At 61.5% G+C, this 20,706-nt stretch carries 27 protein-coding genes; 11 read left to right on the top strand and 16 right to left on the bottom strand.

Annotation, left to right across the window (positions count from 1 at the left end; genetic code table 11):
• Positions 1 to 111: 111 nt before the first annotated feature.
• From HK439_RS09170 to ureC, 9 genes are all read right to left on the bottom strand, one after another.
• Positions 112 to 516: a DUF1761 domain-containing protein gene (locus HK439_RS09170; protein WP_328804127.1), complete on the bottom strand. Its 405-nt coding sequence runs from the start codon at positions 514 to 516 to the stop codon at positions 112 to 114.
• 21 nt (positions 517 to 537) lie between these two features.
• Positions 538 to 1,089: a hypothetical protein gene (locus tag HK439_RS09175; protein WP_190291110.1), complete on the bottom strand. Its 552-nt coding sequence runs from the start codon at positions 1,087 to 1,089 to the stop codon at positions 538 to 540.
• A 77-nt stretch (positions 1,090 to 1,166) separates the two neighbouring features.
• Positions 1,167 to 1,778, bottom strand: coding sequence for an urease accessory protein UreG (gene ureG / locus HK439_RS09180; RefSeq protein ID WP_190291111.1), 612 nt, complete (start codon positions 1,776 to 1,778; stop codon positions 1,167 to 1,169).
• Positions 1,775 to 2,215 carry a DUF3995 domain-containing protein gene (locus tag HK439_RS09185; protein ID WP_190291112.1) on the bottom strand — a complete coding sequence of 147 codons (441 nt, stop codon included), beginning with the start codon at positions 2,213 to 2,215 and terminating at the stop codon, positions 1,775 to 1,777. The genes ureG and HK439_RS09185 overlap by 4 nt, the downstream gene beginning before the upstream one ends.
• Positions 2,212 to 2,940 carry an urease accessory protein UreF gene (locus HK439_RS09190; RefSeq protein WP_190291262.1) on the bottom strand — a complete coding sequence of 243 codons (729 nt, stop codon included), beginning with the start codon at positions 2,938 to 2,940 and terminating at the stop codon, positions 2,212 to 2,214. The genes HK439_RS09185 and HK439_RS09190 overlap by 4 nt, the downstream gene beginning before the upstream one ends.
• Positions 2,930 to 3,445: an urease accessory protein UreE gene (locus tag HK439_RS09195; RefSeq protein ID WP_190291113.1), complete on the bottom strand. Its 516-nt coding sequence runs from the start codon at positions 3,443 to 3,445 to the stop codon at positions 2,930 to 2,932. The genes HK439_RS09190 and HK439_RS09195 overlap by 11 nt, the downstream gene beginning before the upstream one ends.
• On the bottom strand, positions 3,442 to 4,047 hold the full coding sequence (locus tag HK439_RS09200; protein ID WP_190291114.1) for a glutathione S-transferase family protein: 606 nt from the start codon (positions 4,045 to 4,047) through the stop codon (positions 3,442 to 3,444). The genes HK439_RS09195 and HK439_RS09200 overlap by 4 nt, the downstream gene beginning before the upstream one ends.
• A gap of 20 nt (positions 4,048 to 4,067) precedes the next feature.
• On the bottom strand, positions 4,068 to 4,580 hold the full coding sequence (locus HK439_RS09205; RefSeq protein WP_190291115.1) for a hypothetical protein: 513 nt from the start codon (positions 4,578 to 4,580) through the stop codon (positions 4,068 to 4,070).
• A 35-nt stretch (positions 4,581 to 4,615) separates the two neighbouring features.
• On the bottom strand, positions 4,616 to 6,328 hold the full coding sequence (ureC, locus tag HK439_RS09210) for an urease subunit alpha (RefSeq protein WP_190291116.1): 1,713 nt from the start codon (positions 6,326 to 6,328) through the stop codon (positions 4,616 to 4,618).
• A gap of 350 nt (positions 6,329 to 6,678) precedes the next feature.
• Here ureC and HK439_RS09215 point away from each other — a divergent pair, with 350 nt between their 5' ends.
• A complete protein-coding gene (locus tag HK439_RS09215; protein WP_190291117.1) occupies positions 6,679 to 7,608 on the top strand; it encodes a DUF2167 domain-containing protein in 930 nt (309 codons plus the stop codon).
• A gap of 105 nt (positions 7,609 to 7,713) precedes the next feature.
• Here the strand turns inward: HK439_RS09215 and HK439_RS09220 are convergent, their stop codons facing one another.
• Genes HK439_RS09220 through HK439_RS09245 form a run of 6 tightly spaced genes read right to left on the bottom strand, consistent with a single transcriptional unit; the run spans position 7,714 to position 10,254 of the window.
• Positions 7,714 to 8,148 (bottom strand): lysozyme inhibitor LprI family protein, encoded by a 435-nt coding sequence (locus HK439_RS09220; protein WP_190291118.1) that lies wholly within the window; start codon positions 8,146 to 8,148, stop codon positions 7,714 to 7,716.
• Complete coding sequence (locus HK439_RS09225; protein WP_190291119.1) at positions 8,145 to 8,552, bottom strand: hypothetical protein; 408 nt, start codon at positions 8,550 to 8,552, stop codon at positions 8,145 to 8,147. Before HK439_RS09225 ends, HK439_RS09220 begins: the two co-directional genes overlap by 4 nt.
• A complete protein-coding gene (locus tag HK439_RS09230; protein ID WP_190291120.1) occupies positions 8,549 to 8,854 on the bottom strand; it encodes an urease subunit beta in 306 nt (101 codons plus the stop codon). Before HK439_RS09230 ends, HK439_RS09225 begins: the two co-directional genes overlap by 4 nt.
• Entirely contained in the window at positions 8,851 to 9,054 is a 204-nt protein-coding gene (locus HK439_RS09235) for a hypothetical protein (RefSeq protein WP_190291121.1), read from the bottom strand. Before HK439_RS09235 ends, HK439_RS09230 begins: the two co-directional genes overlap by 4 nt.
• Before the next feature lie 21 nt (positions 9,055 to 9,075).
• The gene (locus tag HK439_RS09240; RefSeq protein ID WP_190291122.1) at positions 9,076 to 9,378 is read right to left on the bottom strand and encodes an urease subunit gamma; all 303 of its coding nucleotides are present in this window, start codon (positions 9,376 to 9,378) and stop codon (positions 9,076 to 9,078) included.
• A 30-nt stretch (positions 9,379 to 9,408) separates the two neighbouring features.
• Positions 9,409 to 10,254: an urease accessory protein UreD gene (locus tag HK439_RS09245; RefSeq protein ID WP_190291123.1), complete on the bottom strand. Its 846-nt coding sequence runs from the start codon at positions 10,252 to 10,254 to the stop codon at positions 9,409 to 9,411.
• 429 nt (positions 10,255 to 10,683) lie between these two features.
• Between HK439_RS09245 and HK439_RS09250 the strand changes: the two genes are divergently transcribed.
• The 3 genes from HK439_RS09250 (at position 10,684) to HK439_RS09260 (ending at position 13,832) form a co-directional block, all read left to right on the top strand.
• Entirely contained in the window at positions 10,684 to 12,126 is a 1,443-nt protein-coding gene (locus tag HK439_RS09250) for a D-alanyl-D-alanine carboxypeptidase family protein (protein ID WP_209011674.1), read from the top strand.
• 172 nt (positions 12,127 to 12,298) lie between these two features.
• Positions 12,299 to 12,529, top strand: coding sequence for a hypothetical protein (locus HK439_RS09255; RefSeq protein ID WP_190291124.1), 231 nt, complete (start codon positions 12,299 to 12,301; stop codon positions 12,527 to 12,529).
• A 103-nt stretch (positions 12,530 to 12,632) separates the two neighbouring features.
• Positions 12,633 to 13,832 carry a CobW family GTP-binding protein gene (locus HK439_RS09260; protein WP_190291125.1) on the top strand — a complete coding sequence of 400 codons (1,200 nt, stop codon included), beginning with the start codon at positions 12,633 to 12,635 and terminating at the stop codon, positions 13,830 to 13,832.
• 3 nt (positions 13,833 to 13,835) lie between these two features.
• Here HK439_RS09260 and tesB read toward each other — a convergent pair whose 3' ends face one another.
• Entirely contained in the window at positions 13,836 to 14,702 is an 867-nt protein-coding gene (gene tesB / locus HK439_RS09265) for an acyl-CoA thioesterase II (RefSeq protein WP_190291126.1), read from the bottom strand.
• Between the two features lie 129 nt (positions 14,703 to 14,831).
• On the opposite strand from tesB, the gene HK439_RS09270 reads away from it, so the two are divergent.
• The 7 genes from HK439_RS09270 (at position 14,832) to HK439_RS09300 (ending at position 20,699) form a co-directional block, all read left to right on the top strand.
• Positions 14,832 to 16,073 carry a ubiquinone biosynthesis hydroxylase gene (locus tag HK439_RS09270; protein ID WP_209011675.1) on the top strand — a complete coding sequence of 414 codons (1,242 nt, stop codon included), beginning with the start codon at positions 14,832 to 14,834 and terminating at the stop codon, positions 16,071 to 16,073.
• 56 nt (positions 16,074 to 16,129) lie between these two features.
• Positions 16,130 to 17,002, top strand: a complete 873-nt coding sequence (locus HK439_RS09275; protein WP_235987727.1) for an SDR family oxidoreductase — start codon at positions 16,130 to 16,132, stop codon at positions 17,000 to 17,002.
• A 73-nt stretch (positions 17,003 to 17,075) separates the two neighbouring features.
• Entirely contained in the window at positions 17,076 to 17,273 is a 198-nt protein-coding gene (locus tag HK439_RS09280; protein ID WP_190291128.1) for a twin transmembrane helix small protein, read from the top strand.
• A gap of 20 nt (positions 17,274 to 17,293) precedes the next feature.
• A complete protein-coding gene (locus HK439_RS09285) occupies positions 17,294 to 17,869 on the top strand; it encodes a cob(I)yrinic acid a,c-diamide adenosyltransferase (protein ID WP_190291129.1) in 576 nt (191 codons plus the stop codon).
• Between the two features lie 37 nt (positions 17,870 to 17,906).
• Positions 17,907 to 18,596 (top strand): rhomboid family intramembrane serine protease, encoded by a 690-nt coding sequence (locus HK439_RS09290; RefSeq protein ID WP_190291130.1) that lies wholly within the window; start codon positions 17,907 to 17,909, stop codon positions 18,594 to 18,596.
• Positions 18,597 to 18,993: 397 nt separating this feature from the next.
• On the top strand, positions 18,994 to 19,743 hold the full coding sequence (locus HK439_RS09295) for an electron transfer flavoprotein subunit beta/FixA family protein (RefSeq protein WP_190291131.1): 750 nt from the start codon (positions 18,994 to 18,996) through the stop codon (positions 19,741 to 19,743).
• A gap of 23 nt (positions 19,744 to 19,766) precedes the next feature.
• Positions 19,767 to 20,699, top strand: a complete 933-nt coding sequence (locus HK439_RS09300; RefSeq protein ID WP_190291132.1) for an electron transfer flavoprotein subunit alpha/FixB family protein — start codon at positions 19,767 to 19,769, stop codon at positions 20,697 to 20,699.
• The last annotated feature ends 7 nt before the right edge of the window (positions 20,700 to 20,706 follow it).

The raw sequence follows: 20,706 nt of genomic DNA on the forward strand, positions 1-20,706 counted from the left end.
CCTCACTCGGGCACCCAATTTAGTCGGCGCCATTATGCTTACCGGCCTGCCAAGCGTCCATACGGAAGGGCTGGTACTTTCGTAGGCGTCAACTTTTGTCCAGAATACCGGTCAGGAAACCTGACCGAACAGACCGATCACGGCACCCTGGATGAGGAGCACACCGAGCCAGTGGCCGCCATCGATCACGGTGAGGCTCCATGGCGCCCCCTGAAACCGGTGATTGACGATCTGCGTCGTCACCACGAAGCCTAACCATATCAGGACCGCCGAAATCAATCCCGTTTTCAAGGTCGTCTCGCCGGTGTGAAAGATCACACCCGCCAGCACGAATGCCATCACAAGCTGGCAGATGAAGGCGGTCATGAAGGTTTTCGGGTCCGGCCTGACGTCGTCTTTCGTCAGCCCCGCCGCTTTCATCCAGGCTTTCCCGAGCACCCCGTACCAGAGCGCCCCGAAAACGAAGGCAACGACGGCGGCAATGAAAACACCCAGCAGATTGATGGTCTCGAACATCAAAAAATTCCTCCTGTAATCTCAGGGCTTCCTGACCGTCCATCGGCGGTAGACAAACATCACGATCAGCGCAGCGAGGACAATGAATTCGAGGGTGAGAAAAGCGAATTTCGTCTGGGTGGCGCTGCTGGCGAAGCGGACAAGATCCGGAGACAGGTCTTCGGCACTGCCGGTCAGAATGCCGGCAACGGCCAGGTTCTCCAGATAATCGGCGATCATTGCGGGAACCGTAACCAACGGCAGGAGATAACGCGCCCGACCCCACCCTTTTGGTGTCAGACGCAGGATCGACCAGCCGACGGAAAGCGCCAGCAACAGAGGAAAGGTACGGTCCAGTCTCTGCACGACGTACAGATATTTCCGCTTTTCGGCTTTGGGCATCTCCTCCAGATAGGTCTTTGCCGCGTTAAAATCGTAGCCGCTGATCCGTTCATCAAAGGTCGGCAACGCCTTGTCGTCATGGATGACCTGCGGCGCCCAGACCCGCATTGCACCAAAAACAAGACAAGCCGCGATCAGGACAGCCCAGAACAGGCCAGTCCGCCAGTACCTTTGCCGTTTGTCTCGCGTCACCGCCAACCCCCGGTATTTTTGCCGGGCATCATAGAACGGCCGATTGATTCCGCCGATCGTTTTCTGAAAGGGGGCCGTCAGAGCCCGCCCTTGTCCTTGATGAAATCGACCACCTGCTGAATGCCGTCTCCCGCCCGCATGTTGGCGAAGACGAACGGCCGGTCCTTGCGCATGCGCTCAGAATCCCGCTCCATGACGGCGAGATCGGCGCCGACATAAGGCGCAAGATCGGTCTTGTTGATCACCAGAAGATCGGACCGGGTGATGCCCGGGCCGCCTTTGCGCGGGATTTCCTCGCCCGCGGCAACGTCGATCACATAAATCGTCAGATCGGCAAGTTCGGGCGAGAAGGTCGCCGCCAGATTGTCGCCGCCGGATTCGATCAGGATCAGGTCCAGATCCGGGAACGCCTGATTGAGATCATGCACGGCCGCCAGGTTGATCGAGGCGTCCTCGCGGATCGCCGTGTGCGGACAGCCGCCGGTCTCCACGCCGCGGATCCGCGCGCTTGGCAGCGCCTGTGAGCGCATCAGCGCCTCCGCATCCTCGCTGGTGTAGATGTCGTTGGTGATGACGGCGAGCGAATAGGCATCGCGCATGGCCTTGCAGAGCCGGTCCGTCAGGGTGGTCTTGCCCGAACCGACCGGGCCGCCGATACCGACGCGCAAGGGACCGTTGGGTGAAGTCATTGGGACACTCCAAGAAAGACAGCTGTGAACCCTGCGCCGAATACCAGGCACAGGGGAGAATAGAACCGGCGATCGAACGAACGGAAAGGCTCTTCGGAAAAGCGCCGCGAAAAAGGCCCCGAATAACCTGCCAGTCCGCGCAGCAGAAACACCGCCGCAAACGCGGCCACCAGATACCGGCCGAAGACGCCAGCTGGTTCCGGCAAAGGGAAGAAATTCAGCGCCGCCCATAGGGCGAGCGCCCCGATGCAAAGGGCGCCGGCGACGAGAAAACACGAAAGACCGGGCGGCATTTTCTCAATGCCGGTCTGGCCGACCACGGTCCGGGCAAGCGCGGTTTCGTCCGCAATCGGCCACCAGACCTTTACGCCCCACAGGGCATGGATCACCGCGATAACCAGCAATCCGAAAGAAAGAGCCGCGGCGAGAACGGTCATGACCGGAACAGCCGCGAATATTTCGTCTCATGCGCCATGGAGGCAATGTCGCCGAGGAAGGTGCTGCTGCCAAGATCGTCAAGGCCGGAGCGAAGCGCCTGTTCCGTTATCCCGGCGACCGCAGGTTCCAGCCGTGCCAGCACCCGCTGGCCGTCGCTCTGGCCGAGCGGAACCGCCCTGACGGCCGCCGATATCACATTGGCCATGAAGGTATGCAGAAATCCGGTCACCGTCGCCTCGACCGGAATCTCCCAGGCCGCCGCGACCAGACCGACGGCGACCGGATAGGGCCAGAGCTTCGGCCTGTCCGAGCTAGAGCGATCGGTCAGCCGCGCAAACAGGCCCGCCGCCGGTCCGTCCGTTTCCGGCGCCCAGGCCTTCAGGACCGCTTCGATGAAGGCAGACCCTTGCGCGCTTGTCTCAAGGTGCCGCTCCTTTGACGGCTGCAGCGCGAGACCGAGATCGATCAGCCCCCGGACGGCCGCCTCATCGCCCCGTTCCGCCGCACCCATCGTTTCCTTCAGGAGAATCGCGTCGCTCCGCCCGGAGCCGTGGTTCAGAACATCCAGAAGCCAGGCTTCGAGGCTGGCCGCGTCGGAGACGCCGCCGTCCTCGATCACCTGTTCCAGCCCATGGCTGTAGGTGAAGGCGCCGACCGGAAAGGCCGGGGACAGGAAAGCGAGCAGACGGTAAAGGGCAGCAAGCGAGACGTTTTCAGTGGTCATGGGAATGCCCATGATGATGACTGTGCCCATGCGAATGCCCATGGTCGTGCGGGTGATCATGACCGTGGGTCTGGCCGTGTCCGTAGGCGCCGCCTTCCGGATCGAACGGCGCCTGCAGCGGCGTCAGCCGGCCGCCGAGACGGGCCACCATATCCTCGATCACATGATCGCGGCGGATACGCAGCGTCGTTCCCATGAGCTGGGTCGGCAGGTGCCGGTTGCCAAGATGCCAGGCGATCTTCACCAGATGCCCCATGTCGTCGGCTTCGATTTCGACAAGGTCCTCCGGTGCCGCCAGCACTTCCACGATCCGGCCGTCTTCCAGCTTCAGCCCGTCGCCGTGATGCAGGGTGACCGCACTCGGCTGATCGAGGAGGAAGGAAAGCCCGCCCGCACCGGTCATGACCGCCCGCCGGCGGTGCCGGTCGTCCCGTTCCAGCATGATCGTATCGGCGGGAGGACCCTCCCAGGTTCCGGCGGTCAGAATCTCGGAGACGCGGATCATGACGCGGCCTTGACCTTGGCCATCAGCCGCTGGAATGCGGGACGGGCGCGCAAGCGCATGGAGTAGTCGTAGAGCGGACCTTCCTTCGGCAGGTCGAACTTGGCGGCGATCGCCCACCCCAGACAGTGACCGGCAATGATATCGGCAATGGTGAAGGTGTCGCCCATGAGGTAGGGGCCGTCGCCCAGGCGCGCTGCAAGGGTTTTCAGCGCCCTGTCGAATTCAAGCCTGCAGACCGCCTTGATTTCCGGAACCCGCACCTCTTCCGGGTGGACGAAGGAATTCTTCGCCGCCGTCCACAGCACACCGTCCAGTTCGTCGACGCCGAACTGGGTGAGACTGTCCTGACGGGCCCGCTCGACGGTTCCGGCCGGAAAGGTCAGCTTGCCGTGCTTGTCGGCGAGATAGGTACAGATCGCCACGGAATCGGTCACCACCGCGTCACCGTCGATCAGGATCGGAATCTTGCCGGCGGGATTGAGCGCAAGCACGGTTTCCGACCGCGGAGGTGCGGGGTCGTGTTCATAAGGCTCGCCGAGTTCTTCAAGCGTCCACAAAACGCGCATGACGCGCGACTGAAAGGCACCGATGACCTTGTACATTCCGTTTCTCTCCTCGGATCTCAGTCCGGAGCCGGTTCTTTTCGCGCAGCCTGCGCAGCAAAAATTCCGGTCTTCCGATGCACCGGCCGCAACATTGTTTTCGATGTCGACGCGGTGTCCGCAAGTGCCTTTTGTATACGGCTGTCCCGGGCCGTAATCGCATCGGCCAGCCCGGCGAATTCCGGCTCCAGGGCGGCGTCTTCATCGCTCAGCAATTTGCCGACCATCCCGACATCCCGCCACAGGCTCAAGCGTGCATCAAACCCGGTCCACCGGGCGACGCCATCAGTGAGTTGCCCCCTGAAGGCCGCCGCGCACCGATTCGCAGGCGTGCTGTCTTTTTCCCAGTTTCCGACGGAAATCAGCAACTCGACGGTGCCGCTCGCACCATAATCCCAATCTGCAAAGTAGATCGCATGGGGCTGCCCGCCCCTGCTGACATATCCTTGCGGAAAACAGGCCTCGGGATCGCAGCAGGGGCAGCCTCCGGACGGAGCGCTGCCCAGCTCAATGGTAATGTCTGCCGCTGTCATTCCGAAAACGCCGCTGCTTGTGGTTTCCCGTCAGTCTAGAACAGGAAATACCGCTGGGCCATGGGAAGGACCTCCGCCGGTTCGCAGGTGAGCAACTCGCCGTCGGCGCGCACTTCATAGGTTTCCGGATGGACATCGATATGCGGGGTCGCGTCGTTGAGAACCATGGATTTCTTGGAAATCCCGCCACGGGTATTCTTCACCGGCAATACGAGACTGTCGAGCCCCGCCTTGCCCTTGACGCCGTTTTCATAGGCCGCCTGCGAGACAAACGTGATCCGGCTCTGTGTGAGCGACTTGCCGAAGGCGCCGAACATCGGCCGGTAATGGACCGGCTGCGGCGTCGGGATCGAGGCGTTCGGGTCGCCCATGGGGGCGGCCGCGATGGTGCCGAGCTTCAGCACCATGTCCGGCTTGACACCGAAGAAGGCCGGGTCCCACAGCACCAGGTCGGCGAGCTTGCCGACCTCGACGGAGCCGATGTGCTCGTCGAGACCGTGGGCGATCGCCGGGTTGATGGTGACCTTGGAGATATAGCGCTTGACCCGGTAATTGTCGTTTTCGCCCGCTTCCTCCGACAGCCGGCCGCGCTGGACCTTCATCTTGTGCGCCGTCTGCAGGGTGCGGATGATCACCTCGCCGACGCGGCCCATGGCCAGGCTGTCCGAGGCGATGATCGAAAAGGCGCCCATGTCGTGGAGGATGTCTTCCGCGGCGATGGTTTCCTTGCGGATCCGGCTTTCTGCGAAGGCCACGTCTTCCGGGATCGAGGCATCCAGGTGGTGGCAGACCATGAGCATGTCGAGATGCTCGTCGATGGTGTTCCTGGTGTAGGGCCGGGTCGGATTGGTCGACGACGGCAGCACGTTCATCTCGCCGCAGACCTTGATGATATCCGGGGCATGGCCACCGCCCGCACCCTCGGTATGGAACGCATGGATCGTGCGGTTCTTGAACGCCGCCGTGGTGTTTTCCACGAAGCCGCTTTCATTGAGTGTGTCGGTGTGAATCATCACCTGGACGTCGTATTCGTCGGCAACCGCAAGGCAGTTGTCGATGGCAGCCGGTGTGGTGCCCCAGTCCTCATGCAGTTTCAGCGCGGACGCACCCGCCAGGATCTGCTCTTCCAGGGCGGCCGGAAGCGAGGCATTGCCCTTGCCGGCAAAGGCCAGGTTCATCGGAAAGGCATCGGCTGCCTGCAGCATGCGGGTGATGTGCCAGGACCCCGGCGTACAGGTTGTGGCATTGGTGCCGGTCGCCGGCCCCGTGCCGCCGCCGAGCATGGTGGTGACGCCTGACATCAGCGCGTCGTCGATCTGCTGCGGACAGATAAAGTGGATATGAACGTCGAGCGCGCCTGCGGTGAGGATCTTGCCCTCGCCCGCGATCGCTTCGGTGCCCGGACCGACGACGATGTCGACGCCCGGCTGGACATCCGGGTTGCCCGCCTTGCCGATGCCGACGATCCGCCCGTCCTTCAGGCCGACGTCCGCCTTGACGATACCCCAGTGGTCGACGATCAGCGCGTTGGTGATCACCGTGTCGACCGCACCGGCCGAACGCGGCTGCTGCGACTGGCCCATGCCGTCGCGGATCACCTTGCCGCCGCCGAATTTCACTTCTTCGCCGTAAGTGGTGAAATCCTTTTCGACCTCGATGATCAGGTCCGTGTCGGCGAGACGGAGCCGGTCTCCGGTCGTCGGGCCGAACATGTCCGCATAAGCGGCGCGGGGCATCTTGTAAGGCATTCAATCCTCTGGGAACTGCTTGTATCGGAAGGCGCAGGATCGCCATTTGCTATGTAATTAAGCATGCATATTTATTCATCCGCAAGGTCAAACACCCCGGAATGGCAAGGCTCGAACATTATTTTCCGACGACCCTGGACAAACTGCAACACCGGGAACGATCCGATTGGCTTTCCACCTGCCTCAGGCGAAATCAAGGCGGCATTCCGCTCCTATCCAATGTGCCCTTTTGGCAACGGATCTTCGATAACGACCCGATGGAGATACCGGTTTCAAGTTGCAGATTGAAAACACTGCAAGCCGGGATACTGTTGATCGGATAGACAAATGGATATGGGGCGGCGGCCTTCATGAAGAAACTATATGCCGGACTTGTTCTGGGCTGCCTCCTTGCGAGCAGCGCCCAGGCGAAAACCTATGCGGAAATGTTTGGTCAAGAGCCGCCGTACGAAGGCGACGCCGTCAAGCTCCTGAACAGCCTGGATTTCAAGCAGGGTCACATCGACCTGCCTGATGTCCCTGCCTCCCTGGATGTCCCGGACCAGCTTTATTACCTGGACGTCAGGGACACGAAAACCCTGCTGACCGAGATCTGGGGCAACCCGCCGTCTGCCGCCGAGGGCGTTTCCGGCATGCTTATGCCGGCGAAATACCCGCCGGAAGCCGACATCGGTTGGGGAACCGTTATTTCCTACGAAGCTGACGGCTACGTCTCCGACGAAGACGCCGAAGAGATCGACTACAACGAACTTCTCTCCAGCCTGAAGACGGCCATCAGCGAAAACAATCCGGAACGCGAGAAAGCCGGATACGAGCCCATGGAACTGATCGGCTGGGCATCGCCTCCCCACTACGAAAAACAGGAACATGCCCTGCACTGGGCCAAGGATCTGCTGTTCGGCAAAGACAAAGATGGGCCGCACACCCTGAACTATGCGGTTCGGGTCCTTGGGCGCGAAGGTGTCCTGGAAATGAATTTTATCGCCGGCCTCGATCAGCTCGATGAAATCAAGACCAATATTCCAAGCTTCCTGAAGGTCACGAATTTCGATCAGGGCAAGAAATACACGGATTTCATGGAAGGCGACAAGGTCGCCGGCTATGGCCTTGCCGGCCTGATTGCCGCCGGTGCGGGCGCAAAACTGGCCGCCAAGGCGGGCATTTTCGCGATTGCGCTCGCCTTTTTGAAAAAAGGCTTCGTTATCGTGCTTGTCGCGGCAGCAGGCGCCTGGCGTTTCGTCAAGGGCCTGTTCGGCAAGAAGGACGGACCCACCGGCTAGTGCCGGAAGTGCTTGGAAACCGGTAAGGCGCGCCGGCGCGGGATATTTCCCGGGCCGGACCTCGCCTGAAAGATCCCCTCGAGCGATTGCCTGGTGTTCAGACCCCTAGTTTCCGAGCCCGCCGATGAGGTCTTTCAATTCCTCTATGCGCGCCCGGGTCATTGTCGCCATGCAGCCGTAGATCAGCATGGGTTCCATCGTGCCGCCGCGGGCCTGAAAGCCGTAAGACGCACAGGCCTTGTCGCGGTAGGGGATCCAGGCGCGCTGCGCTTCCTTCAGCGCATCTGCCGCCCCTTTCAGCGAGGCGTCCAGATAGCTGTCCATCTCGCGCATCCTGGCCATGGCGTCCTTGTAGACCGCGTTCAGCTCCGCATCCGCCTCATGCCAGCCCTTTTCGGCGCAATAGGTCATTTCGTTCTGGTTGATCGGGTAGCCGCAGTCGATGTTTTGCTGGGCCGAAGCCGAACCGATTTCGGCGGCAATCAGGAACACCGTACCAAACGCCAGGTGAAACGGTGGCCTTTTGATTGCGTCTTTCATTCGTCTCTCCCGGCGATGGAGTTGGCGAGTTTCCACAGGTCACCCGTATCGAATGCGATCGGCGATCCGCCCGCGCCGATCTGAAAATAATTGTCAGACAAAATTACCTTGAGCTTGATATATTTTATAGAAAATTCTCCAAATATTTTCCCTCGAACATATGTTCCGTCTTCTATTTTTTTAAATCCAAGTTTATCGAGATTAGCCTTGACGTTATCTGCTTCGATACCTTCAACTCTATACTTCGGAAGGAATGCTATAAACGGCTTGCGGGCAGGAATTTTTTTATAAGGGCGTCTTTGATAGTAAAAATACATAACGACACAAATAAATATCACAATCGGCATGCAATACAACAAAGCCTGAAGCACTGCGACACCGACATAATATGCCAAGTCTGTCAAAGTGCGCCCATGACCTTCTGATTGAAGCCGTAGACCGTCCGGTCACCGCGGAAAGCCACCAGCGTCACCGACCGGCTCTGGCCGGGCTCGAAACGCACGGCGGTCCCGGCCGGGATGTCGAGCCGCATGCCGCGGGCCTTTTCCCGGTCGAACGACAGGCCTTCGTTGGTCTCGTAGAAATGATAGTGGCTGCCCACCTGGATCGGCCGGTCGCCCGTGTTCGAGACGTCCAGCGTGACCGTTTCCAGGCCCGCATTCAGTTCGATCTCGCCTTCGGCGGGAAAGAGTTCTCCGGGGATCATTTGCTCGTCTCCTTGCGGCGGCGGTACCAGGCAATCGTACCGCCGATGCTGAGACCGAGGGCAAAGATCACCAGGGTCTCGATGGTGAAATAACTGGCGGCATCATTGTGGGGATGCGTGTGCTCCTGCAGGCCCGAATGGGCAAGAGCGGTTGCGGTTGAAAAACTGAAGGCAAGAAGGCCCGGGAGGATCCGTTTCATCTCATGCTCCTTCGGGAAAATTCAGCGGATCGGATCGTGGACGGTAACAAGCTTGGTCCCGTCGGGAAAGGTGGCTTCGACCTGGACGTCGTGGATCATCTCCGCAATCCCTTCCATCACCTGATCGCGGGTCAGCACCTTGGCGCCGGCCTCCATCAGGTCCGCTACCGTGCGTCCGTCCCGGGCGCCCTCGACGACGAAATCGGTAATCAGCGCGATGGCTTCCGGATGGTTCAGCTTGACGCCCCGTTCCAGGCGGCGGCGGGCAACCATGGCCGCAGTCGCAATCAGCAGTTTGTCTTTTTCACGTGGCGTGAGATTCAAAACGACCTCCCCTTCGGTGGCAATCAAGTTTCAGCAATGCCAGACCCTCGGAAGGTCTGCAGAGCGGTAGGTTTTCAAAAAAGTCATCAGCCCGTCGCGCAGCGACCGGCCGTCGGCGCCGACGAAGCGGGCAACCAGGACCCCGTTCCAGGCACTGGCCGCCGCCCGTATTTCTAACTGCCCAAGGGCCTCACGAGCGAGGCCAAGGCGGGTATCCGCATCCACCGCACAATCGACCAACGTGGCAAAGGCCAGTCCGCCGCCCGCCGTCGCCGGACCGTTGAGAATGCCGCGCCCGTCCCCCTCCAGCCGGACATCATCGGCAAAGACAAGACGGCCGTCGCGGTGAACCCGCCAGCGGTCGCGGAAGGCGACCCGGTCAACGGTTTCCCCCATCGCGGTCCGTCCCAGGACAACCGATTCAATGGCAAGCAGACGGGCATCGCCGGCCAGATCCGCGGTCATGGACCGGTGCAGGCCCGATGCGTTGAACAGGATGGTTTCCTGCGGCAGCCATTCCAGGGCCGCGCCGGTTCCGGCCGACAGCCTGTTTGCAACCTCGGCCACGCCGCCGGAACTGCGGTACGCCCGTTCGGCCGCCTGGGTGGTCACGACCGCGCGGCCGCCGGCGCCGACGCCGGCTTCATAGGTCAGCCGGTCGCCCCCGGTCAGTCCGCCCGAGGTATTGATCAGGACCGCGACCGGAACGCCGTCATAGACCTTGGGCAACCGGATTTTCGCCGAGCCGCTCTGATGAAGATCGCTCAGGCGGGTCAGGCCGGATGTGTGCTTGAAGGCAACATGTCCCCGTCCGCTCACCCGCTGCATGCGGGGCGCGTTGTCATTGATCGGCTCAACGATTGCAGCTTCATACATTACGTGATCTGGCCTTGCCGCAGACGAACCCCGCCAGCGCGGGGAACCCGGTCTCCACTTGAAACAGGTTGATCGGCGAATGCAAGCCGTTCAGCCGGCATCCGCGTTTACACGCGCTTGATGCAAACAGGAGGCCATATCAGGTTCATGCGCACAACATGACGGCAATGGCCGGGATCGTTCCGTCGAAAAGGCTGAATTTCTGGGCGAATGCCTAAAATCTCGCCATTTTTACAAATTTCCTTAGGTTAGTTTTTGCAATCGGGAAGCCGGATCGTTTATGAATGGACCTGGCCGGGAGCCGATCGACAATCAGATTTTGAAACGTTGCATTAACGCCGGAACGCGAAAGTATTTCCGCCCGAATCCTGAATTTCGACCGGCTGGCCGCCGGAGCCCGAGACCGCGAAATCGACCAGCGAGGCTATAGTGTTCACAAGACTGCTAGACTGCCGGTTCCACGTGTTCGGTTTGGTATTCGCCCTCTCGCTGGTGGCTTTATCGGCCACGCCGCTTCGTGCGGAAATCGGCACCTATATCCTGTTCGATGCCAAGACCGGCGCTGTCCTGGACGAACACGACGCCACCCGGAAATGGTATCCCGCATCGCTCACCAAGATGATGACCGCCTATGTCACCTTCAAGGCGATCCGGGACGGCAAGGCATCGCTGAATTCGATCGTTGTGCAGTCGGCAAATTCGATCAAGGAACCGCCCAGCAAGATGGGGTTCAAGGTCGGCACGCAATTTACCGTCGATACGGCGCTGAAAATCATCCTGATCAAGTCGGCGAACGACATCGCCATTGCCCTCGGTGAAGCGATCGGCGGATCGGAAGCCGCCTTCATCGACATGATGAATGCCGAAGCCCGCCGTCTGGGGATGAACGACACCGTCTTCGTCAATCCGAACGGTCTTCCCGACAACCGCCAGATCACCACCGCGCGAGATCTTGCGATCCTGGCACAGGCCCTCAGGCGCGATTTCCCGCAGGCGCAGAATTATTACAATCACCCGGGCATCAAATTCGGCAAGAAGACACTGCGGTCCGCCAATCGGGAGTTTCTGCTCCGGGTCCGCGGCGCGAACGGCATGAAAACCGGATACATCTGCAATTCCGGCTACAATGTCGCCGCATCGGTTACCCGCAACGGCCGGACGCTGATCGCAATCGTACTCGGTGCGGCCTCCGGCCTGGAGCGGATCGCCTTCACCCGCGACCTGATGGACAAGGGCTTCCGGAAACGCTCCGGCAGGTACACGCTCAAGACGCTCCCCCGCAGGGGCGGCAATCCTCCGGCGGACCATTATTGCAAACGGAACGAAAAACCCGGCGCTGAAGGCATCATGGCGCAGTTTGACATGCAGGGCGGGAACAGCGGCATCCAGGTCCTGTCCTACACCTCCCCCAGCAAAGGCAGAGGCCCCGCGATCCCCGGTCTCCGGCTCGGCAACGGCGGCAAAGCCGAAGGGACCGGCGGGAAAGTGGACGATTCGGTCAAGCTTGCGAATGGGAAAATCGACTGGCGCAAGGTGATGGACCGGACGATCGGACCGCGCCGGATCGCCTATGCGCCGATTCCGATAGACCTCAACGTCCCCAACGGCGCGACGCCGCCCGCCGCCTCGATAGCGGACGATACGGACACCGGATCCGGCGAACCGGACGACGAACTCGCCGTGGTGCCGCTTCCCACCCCCAATCCCCTCCGGATTCTCGAAATCAAGCTGAAGTCGGCGGCAAAGGTGGCGGGTCCCGGCGCCGTCGCCCAGAAGGATTTCGTGAAGACGGAGACCGATGCCCACATGACGGCCTCGGGATCGCTGTTCCAGAAGGGAACCGGAATCGCCGTGCCGGCTCCGAAGCCGTAAGGTGGAAACCCTCTCCGGCAAGCCCAGCATGTCCCTACGTTAACGCGATATTAACCGTTAAAATTAACAGTATGTTCAGAATAGCATTTGCCGCGGTGCGGGCCTGATCAGCTTCAGGAAAGCCTCCGCGGATCATGCTGGGCAGAAGCCCTTTATTTTATGGAGCATTTCCATGGCTGAACCGAACTCCTCCGCCACGATCCGGGCGCTGGCCGATCTTGCGGAGCTTAGCGCGACCCAGCTGGAAGAAGGCCGCTCCGTCGACGATGTCATCGAAATCCTGCGCAAGGCCGCCAAGTCCGTCCGCTCCGCCCTGGACCCCAAAACCGAAGCGCCGGAAGAAGACTTTACCCCGGTCGATCTGAAGGAAGAGCTGGAGAAGGTCGAAGACCTTTCCGCTTGAGGATCTGCCTCATTAGGGCTGGATTTTCCGTTCCCTACATCCTAGGTGACTGCCTGAAGGTTCCGGCACAGGCCGGAGCCAGATGGTTGGAGCCGCCTGCCGAATGACCCGAACCCCTGCCGACGAAACCACGGACAAGCCGCAGCGCGGGCCGAAACCGCCGATCCCGCTGTCGGTCATCACCGGATTTCTGGGATCCGGCAAGACGACCCTTCTGAACCGGATCCTGAAGGACCCGGCCATGGCGGATACGGCGGTCATCATCAACGAATTCGGCGAAATCGGCCTGGACCACCTGCTGGTCGATCAGGCCAGCGACGGCATTCTCGAACTCTCGTCCGGGTGCCTGTGCTGCACCATTCGCGGCGACCTTGTCACCACGCTGGAAAATCTCCTGAGACGCCTCGACAACGGCCGCATGGACCGGCTGGCGCGGGTCGTGATCGAAACCACCGGGCTCGCCGATCCGGCACCGATCCTGCACACGGTCATGCTGCATCCCTATCTTGTCATGCGCTACCGGCTGGAAAGCGTCGTGACCCTGGTCGATGCCGTCAACGGCCTGGAGACGCTCGATACCCACGAGGAAGCCCGCCGCCAGGTGGCTGTCGCCGACCGGCTGGTGCTGACCAAGACCGATCTGATCGAGGCGCAGGGCGCGCATGAAGGGCTGACGGCCCTGAAGGAACGGCTCGCCCATCTCAATCCGGGCGCACGGCTGCTCGACACCCAGGCCGGCGAGGCAACGCCGGACCGCCTGTTCGACGCCGGCCTCTACAATCCGGAAACGAAGATCCCCGACGTTGCCAAATGGCTGAATGCCCAGGCCTATGAGGCGGCGCACGACCACGATCACGCCGATCATGATCATGGGCAGCGCCATCATCATGGCCACGGACACGACGTAAACCGGCACGACGACAAGATCCGCGCTTTTACGCTGTCCACCGACCGGCCGGTGTCCGCTTCCGCCCTGGAAATGTTTCTCGACCTGCTGCGCTCCGCCCACGGATCGAAACTGCTCCGGGTCAAGGGCATCGTCTGCCTGGCCGAGGACCCGGACCGTCCGGTCGTGATCCATGGCGTGCAGCACGTCTTCCATCCGCCGGCGACCCTGGAAGGCTGGCCGGATCAGGACCACCGCACACGCATGGTCTTCATCACCTACGATCTTCCCGAAGGCTTTGTGCGCAAGATGTTCGAGGCCTTTTCCGGCGCGCTTTTACCCGACACTCCGGATGCGAAAGCCATGACGGAAAATCCGCTGGCGATTTCGGGCTTTACCAGCCCAATCCGAAATTGAGAATCACGGCCTGGTTCTGAGCCGCATCAGGCCTTCCTGGGTCGTGGAGGCAACCAGCTTGCCGTCCAGGTCGAACAGGGATCCGCGGTTGAAGCCGCGCGCGCCGGAACTCGACGGGCTGTCGGAGGTGTAAAGCAGCCAGTCATCGGCCCTGAACGGCCGGTGGAACCACATGGCGTGGTCGAGGCTCGCACATTGGACCCGGTCGCTGAAGACCGAAAGACCATGGGGATGCAGCGCCGTATCCAGCAGCGTCATGTCGGAGGCATAGGCAAGCACGCACTGATGAATGCGCGGGTCGTCCGGCAGCGTATCGGTCGCCCGGACCCAGACATGCTGCACCGGCGGCAACGGCTTGTCGGAATAATAATGGGTCAGGTCGACGGGGCGCATTTCGATGGGCCGCTCCCGTTCCCAGTATTTGCGTACATTTTCAGGCGCCAGCTGAAGAAACTTTTCCTTCAGTTCCTGCTCGCTCGGCAGGTCTTCCGGCCGCGGCACATCCGGCATCTCGATCTGGTGCTCCATGCCTTCCTCCAGCACCTGGAAGGAGGCCGACATGGAGAAGATCGCCTTGCCGTGCTGGATCGCGACCACCCGGCGGGTGGTGAAACTGCCGCCGTCGCGAATCCGGTCGACTTCGTAGATGATCGGTACCGACGGATCGCCCGGGCGCATGAAATAGCCGTGGAGGGAATGCACATGCCGGTCTTCGACCACGGTCCTGGAGGCGGCGACCAGTGCCTGCCCGATGACCTGACCGCCGAACACCCGCTGCCATCCGACCTGGGGGCTGCGACCCCGAAACAGGTTGTGTTCCAGCGGTTCCAGGTCGAGAATTTTCAGAAGTGTGTCAATGGCCGTGTTCATCGGCGCGATCCCTGCTAAATAAGACAGTCGAAGCACGAGTTGATCGCCATATGGGGATGGCGTGCCTCTGAGATGGGCGAGCCGCGGCACATAAGTCAAGGTGCCCTTAAGGAACGGTCCGGGAGACGGATGATGGTAAAAGCCGGCAAGAATACCGAAATGTTGGACGTTGTCGTCGCCGGAGGCGGCTATGTGGGCCTGTCGCTTGCGCTCGCGCTGAAGCAGGCCGACCCGACGCTGAAAATCGCCGTCATCGATCCCAAACCGGCGGAAAGCCTGTCAAAGGATCCGCGGGCATCGGCCATCGCCGCCGCGGCCTGCCGCATGCTCGATCAGCTGGGTGTCTGGCAGGACATTCTGCCTTCCGCCCAACCGATCAACGAAATGATCGTCACCGACAGCAAGCTGCGCGATGTGGTGCGGCCCGTGTTCCTGACATTCGACGGCGAAACGGCCGAGGGCGAGCCCTTCGCCCACATGGTGCCGAACGGTGTGATGATGCCGGCGCTCTATGAAGCGGCAGCCGGCGCCGGGGTCATCTTTCACGCGCCCGACAGCGCCGAAACCTTCCGCAACACCAACGATCATGTCGCCCTGACGCTGGCAAGCGGCGAGACCCTGTCGACCCGCCTGCTGGTCGCCGCCGACGGCGTGCGCTCCAAGCTTCGCGACCTTGCCGGCATCCGGACCGTCTACTGGGACTACGGCCAGTCCGGCATCGTGACCACCGTCAAGCACGAGCGGCCGCACAACGGCCGGGCCGAAGAACATTTCCTGCCAGCAGGCCCGTTCGCGATCCTGCCCCTGCCGGGCAACCGGTCATCGCTGGTGTGGACCGAGCGCACGGCGGACGCCAAACGTCTGGTGGCAAGCGACGACTTCACCTTCGAGATCGAGCTGGAGCGCCGCTTCGGCCATCACCTGGGCAAGATCGAACTCGACGGACCGCGTCACGCCTATCCGCTGGGCCTGCGCCTTGCCCGTGACTTCGTCAAACCGCGTTTCGCGCTTGCCGGCGATGCCGCGCACGGCATTCACCCCATTGCCGGCCAGGGCCTGAACATGGGATTCCGGGACGTGGCCGCCCTGTCGGAAGTCCTGATCGAGGCCCGCCGCCTGGGCCAGGATATCGGTGCGCTTGATGTTCTGGAGCGCTATCAGCGCTGGCGCCGGTTCGACACCTTCCAGATGGGCGTGGTCACCGATGTGCTCAACCGGCTGTTTTCCAACGACAACGACATCCTCCGCGGCATACGGGATTTCGGATTGGGTCTTGTCGACCGGATGCCGGGCCTCAAAACGCACTTCATCAAGGAAGCCGCCGGATTTGCCGGACCCTCCCCGAAGCTGCTATCAGGCGAACCGCTGTAACACCTGTTACCATCGGTATAACTGACAACCTCATATGAAGCGATCGACGCCCGCGCATGTCTGACGATCTTTTGATGTACAGAAAACCCCGGACGCTCCTGATCACGGGATGCTCCTCCGGGATCGGCGAGGCTGCGGCGCATTTGATGCGGGGGCGGGACTGGCGCGTGTTTGCCACAGCACGCAAGGTCGAGGACGTGGACCGTCTGAAGCAACAGGGCTTTGAAGCCTTCCGTCTGGATTACGAGGATCCGGACAGCATCATGAACGCCGCCGATTCGGTCCTGGAGGCCTGTGACGGCAAGCTCGACGCCCTGTTCAACAACGGTGCCTATGCGGTGCCCGGCGCCATTGAAGACATGCCGGTTGCCGCGTTGCGCACCCTGTTTGAGGCCAATTTCATCGGCTGGCACGATCTCACCCAGCGCATCATTCCGTCCATGCGCCTCAACAGAAACGGCCGTATCGTGCAATGTTCCTCGGTGCTGGGACTGGTCGCGCTGAAATACCGGGGCGCCTATACGGCTTCCAAATTTGCGCTGGAGGCCTATTCCGACACCCTGCGCCAGGAGTTGTGGGGAACCGGAATTCACGTAAGCCTGATCGAGCCCGGACCGATCGACACTCATTTCACGCAGAATGCTCTCGCCAATTTCGACCGCTGGATCGGTCCGGAGGCCATGAAAGACTCGCCCCATCGCAAGGCTTACGAAAAGCGGCGCAAGCGCATGGAAAAGGGCGAACCCGGGCCGTTCAAGCTGCCGTCCTCGGCCGTGGTCAAGCGCCTGATCCATGCGCTTGAAGCCAAACGGCCGAAACCGCGCTATTATGTCACGATACCGACGACGGTGATGGGTGTGGCAAAACGGCTGCTCTCGACGAAGCTCATGGACCGGGTCAGCCTGGCCGCCGCCAAGTCGGAAGAATGACCTGATCCTCTCGCCGGCCCCTGATCGGGCCGGACAAATAGTCGGCCGCCACCGGTCAGATACAGGAATGGAAATGGAAACAGTTTATCACGCACTGGTGCCGGTCGGTCTGGCCGCAGTGACCCTCGTGCTCCTGCTCGGCATCTGGAACATGCTGCGCGGCGGTCCGGGCAACCGCTCGCAGATGCTGATGCGCTGGCGCGTCGGCCTGCAGTTCATCGTTATCGTCGTCATCATGACCGGAATTTATTTCTTCGGCACTCCGAGCTGACACCAGGATCATCCAGACACATGGTCGTTCTGAACAAGATCTACACCAAGACCGGCGACGACGGCACGACCGCACTCGGCACCGGCGAACGCCGGCCGAAGAACGATCTGCGCATCGAAGCATACGGCACGGTCGACGAAACCAATGCCATCGTCGGCATTGTCCGTCTCCATACCGCGGGCTCCACGGCCGATGTGGATGCGATCCTCGGCCGGATCCAGAACGACCTGTTCGATCTCGGCGCGGACCTGGCCACCCCGGAAACGGATGAAGACCTGGGTTACGAACCACTGCGTCTGACCGACGGCCAGGTGAGCGCCCTGGAAGAAGCGATCGACCGGCTGAATGCCGACCTGCAGCCCTTGCGCTCATTTGTCCTGCCCGGCGGCAGCGCGGCTGCGGCCCATCTTCATCTGGCGCGCACCGTTTCGCGGCGCGCGGAACGCCTGATGGTGGAGCTGCAGGCCCGCGAGAAGATCAATCCCTGCGCCATCCGCTACATGAACCGCCTGTCGGATTTCTTTTTCGTCGCCTCGCGATTCCTGAATTCGAAAGGCGACGGCGACGTGCTATGGGTTCCCGGTCAAAACCGCTGAAAGTTCGGACATACTGCGGTTCTGAGGGGAGCCGCCGATGTTCATACCGCTGCACGACCACAACACGATCAAGCACGTCTACCGGCCCATTGTGAACTGGGCATTGCTGGCGACGAACGTCCTCGTCTTCGTCGTCGTGCAGCACGCCGGTGTCGGCGACGCGGCCACCATTTCCGACTACAGCTACGGCCTGATCTCCAGCGTCCTGTTCGACATGAAGGACCTGACGCCGGACCTGCAGGCCGTCCCCGATACGGCGACCCTCATTACCTACGCCTTCCTGCACGGCGACTGGATGCACCTGATCGGCAACATGCTGTTCCTGTGGGTCTTCGGCGACAATGTGGAAGACGCCATGGGTCACGTCCGCTATCTTGTCTTCTATCTTGCCTGTGCCGCCGGGGCCGGTCTTGCCTATGCCCTCACATCCTACGGCTCGGACGTGCCGCTGATCGGCGCCTCGGGCGCGACGGCCGGCATCATTGCGGCCTACCTGATGCTTCACCCGCACGTGAAGATCTGGGTGCTCGCCCTCGGGCGGATCCCGCTGCGCCTGTCCGCCCGCTGGGTGCTGGGCGCATGGATTGTGCTGCAGGTTTTCAATGTGGTGGTCGATCAGGAATCCAATGTGGCCTGGTCGGCCCATATCGGCGGATTGATCACCGGAGCAATTCTGGTGCTTTTCCTGCGCAGGCGGGGCGTGCCGCTGTTCGATAAAAACCTGTAACCGGGGCCTGTGACCGGCTCACCCGGTGGCAATCGGAACCGCCGGGTCGCTTATGCTCCGGTTCACGCCGGTTTTCGGGCCGGATTCCTCATTTACCTGCCCATAATGATGAATTGGCACGCAGGTCCGTCCCGGTTATGGTCCCGTCCGCGGGAGCGCGCCGAGCGGGACGGAAGTTTGCATGGGCACAATTGACAGCGCCAGGTGGTTAGAATGAAACCCGATTTCGCAAACTTCCGCAAAGCCATCGTTGACACATGAACTACAGGTGATTACCGTCCCGCGTCATGCGCCAGGATTGGCCAAAAACTGCAGTTTATGACCCTTTGTCCCTGCGATGGCGAAGCCGAATGATGCGGTGCGGTATCCCTGCCCACCCAGCGGAGGTTGAAACCTTATGAAGATCCTAGTGCCCGTAAAGCGGGTAATTGACTACAATGTTAAGGTCCGTGTGAAAGCGGACGGTTCCGGCGTCGATCTTGCCAACGTCAAGATGTCGATGAACCCGTTCGACGAGATCGCCGTTGAAGAAGCCCTGCGCCTGAAAGAGGCCGGCAAGGCGGAAGAAGTCATCGTCGTTTCCGTCGGCCCGCAACAGGCGACCGAGACCCTCCGCACGGGTCTGGCCATGGGCGCCGACCGCGGCATTCTGGTCAAGACCGACGAAACCACCGAACCGCTTGCCGTCGCCAAGATCCTCAAGGGCATTGTCGAGGCGGAAGAGCCGGGGCTCGTGATCCTCGGCAAGCAGGCCATCGACGACGACTGCAACCAGACCGGCCAGATGCTGGCCGCCCTGCTCGGCTGGGCCCAGGGCACCTTCGCCTCCAAGGTCGATATCGGCGACGGCACGGTCGACGTCACCCGCGAGGTCGACGGCGGCCTGCAGACGGTAAAGCTGAAGATGCCGGCCATCGTGACCACGGACCTGCGCCTCAACGAGCCGCGCTATGCGTCCCTGCCGAACATCATGAAGGCAAAGAAGAAGCCGATCGACGAAAAGACCCCGGACGACTTCGGCGTCGACATCGCTCCGCGCCTGACCGTCGTCTCCACTGCTGAGCCCGCTGCCCGCCAGGCCGGCGTGAAGGTCGGCTCCGTGGCCGAACTCGTCGACAAGCTCAAGAACGAAGCCGGCGTCCTTTAAGACGCGCCCAGGGAGAAAAACCAATGACAACACTTCTTGTGGCCGAACATGCCGGCGGCGCGCTCAACGATGCGACCGCCAAGGCCCTGACCGCAGCCGTCGCCCTTGGCGGCGATGTCCATGTGCTGGTTGCCGGCAAGGATGTCGGCCCGGTCGCCGATGCCGCTGCCAAGCTTTCCGGCGTCGCCAAGGTTCTGACCGCGGAAGGCGACGACCTGGCCCACCAGCTCGCCGAGCCGATGGCCGCCCTGATCGTCGATCTCGCAGGCTCCTATGACGCCATCGTCGCGCCCTCGACCGCCAACGGCAAGAACATCCTGCCCCGCGTCGCAGCCCTGCTCGACGTGATGCAGATTTCCGACGTGATCAAGGTGATCGACGCAGACACGTTCGAACGCCCGATCTACGCCGGCAACGCCATCCAGACGGTGAAGTCGAACGATCCGAAGAAGGTGATCACGGTCCGGACCTCGACCTTCGCCGCTGCCGGGGAAGGCGGATCGGCGCCGATCGAGGCCGCCTCGGCCCCGGCGGCATCCGGCCTGTCCGACTTCGTTGGCGAGGAACTGTCCAAGTCCGACCGCCCGGAACTGACGTCTGCAAAGATCATCATTTCTGGCGGCCGCGCGCTCGGCTCGGAAGAGAAATTCCAGGAAGTCATCATGCCGGTGGCCGATGCGCTGGGTGCCGCCGTCGGCGCATCGCGTGCAGCCGTCGATGCGGGCTATGCCCCGAACGACTGGCAAGTCGGCCAGACCGGCAAGGTGGTCGCTCCGGACCTTTATATCGCCTGCGGGATTTCCGGCGCCATCCAGCACCTGGCCGGCATGAAGGACTCGAAGGTGATCGTGGCCATCAACAAGGACGAGGAAGCACCGATTTTCCAGGTTGCGGACTACGGCCTGGTCGCGGACCTCTTCGACGTTCTGCCGGAGCTGAAGGCAGCCGTCGAGTAGACGGCGA

This window comes from Roseibium aggregatum, from assembly GCF_014692675.1.
Taxonomy (GTDB): Bacteria; Pseudomonadota; Alphaproteobacteria; order Rhizobiales; family Stappiaceae; genus Roseibium; species Roseibium aggregatum_C.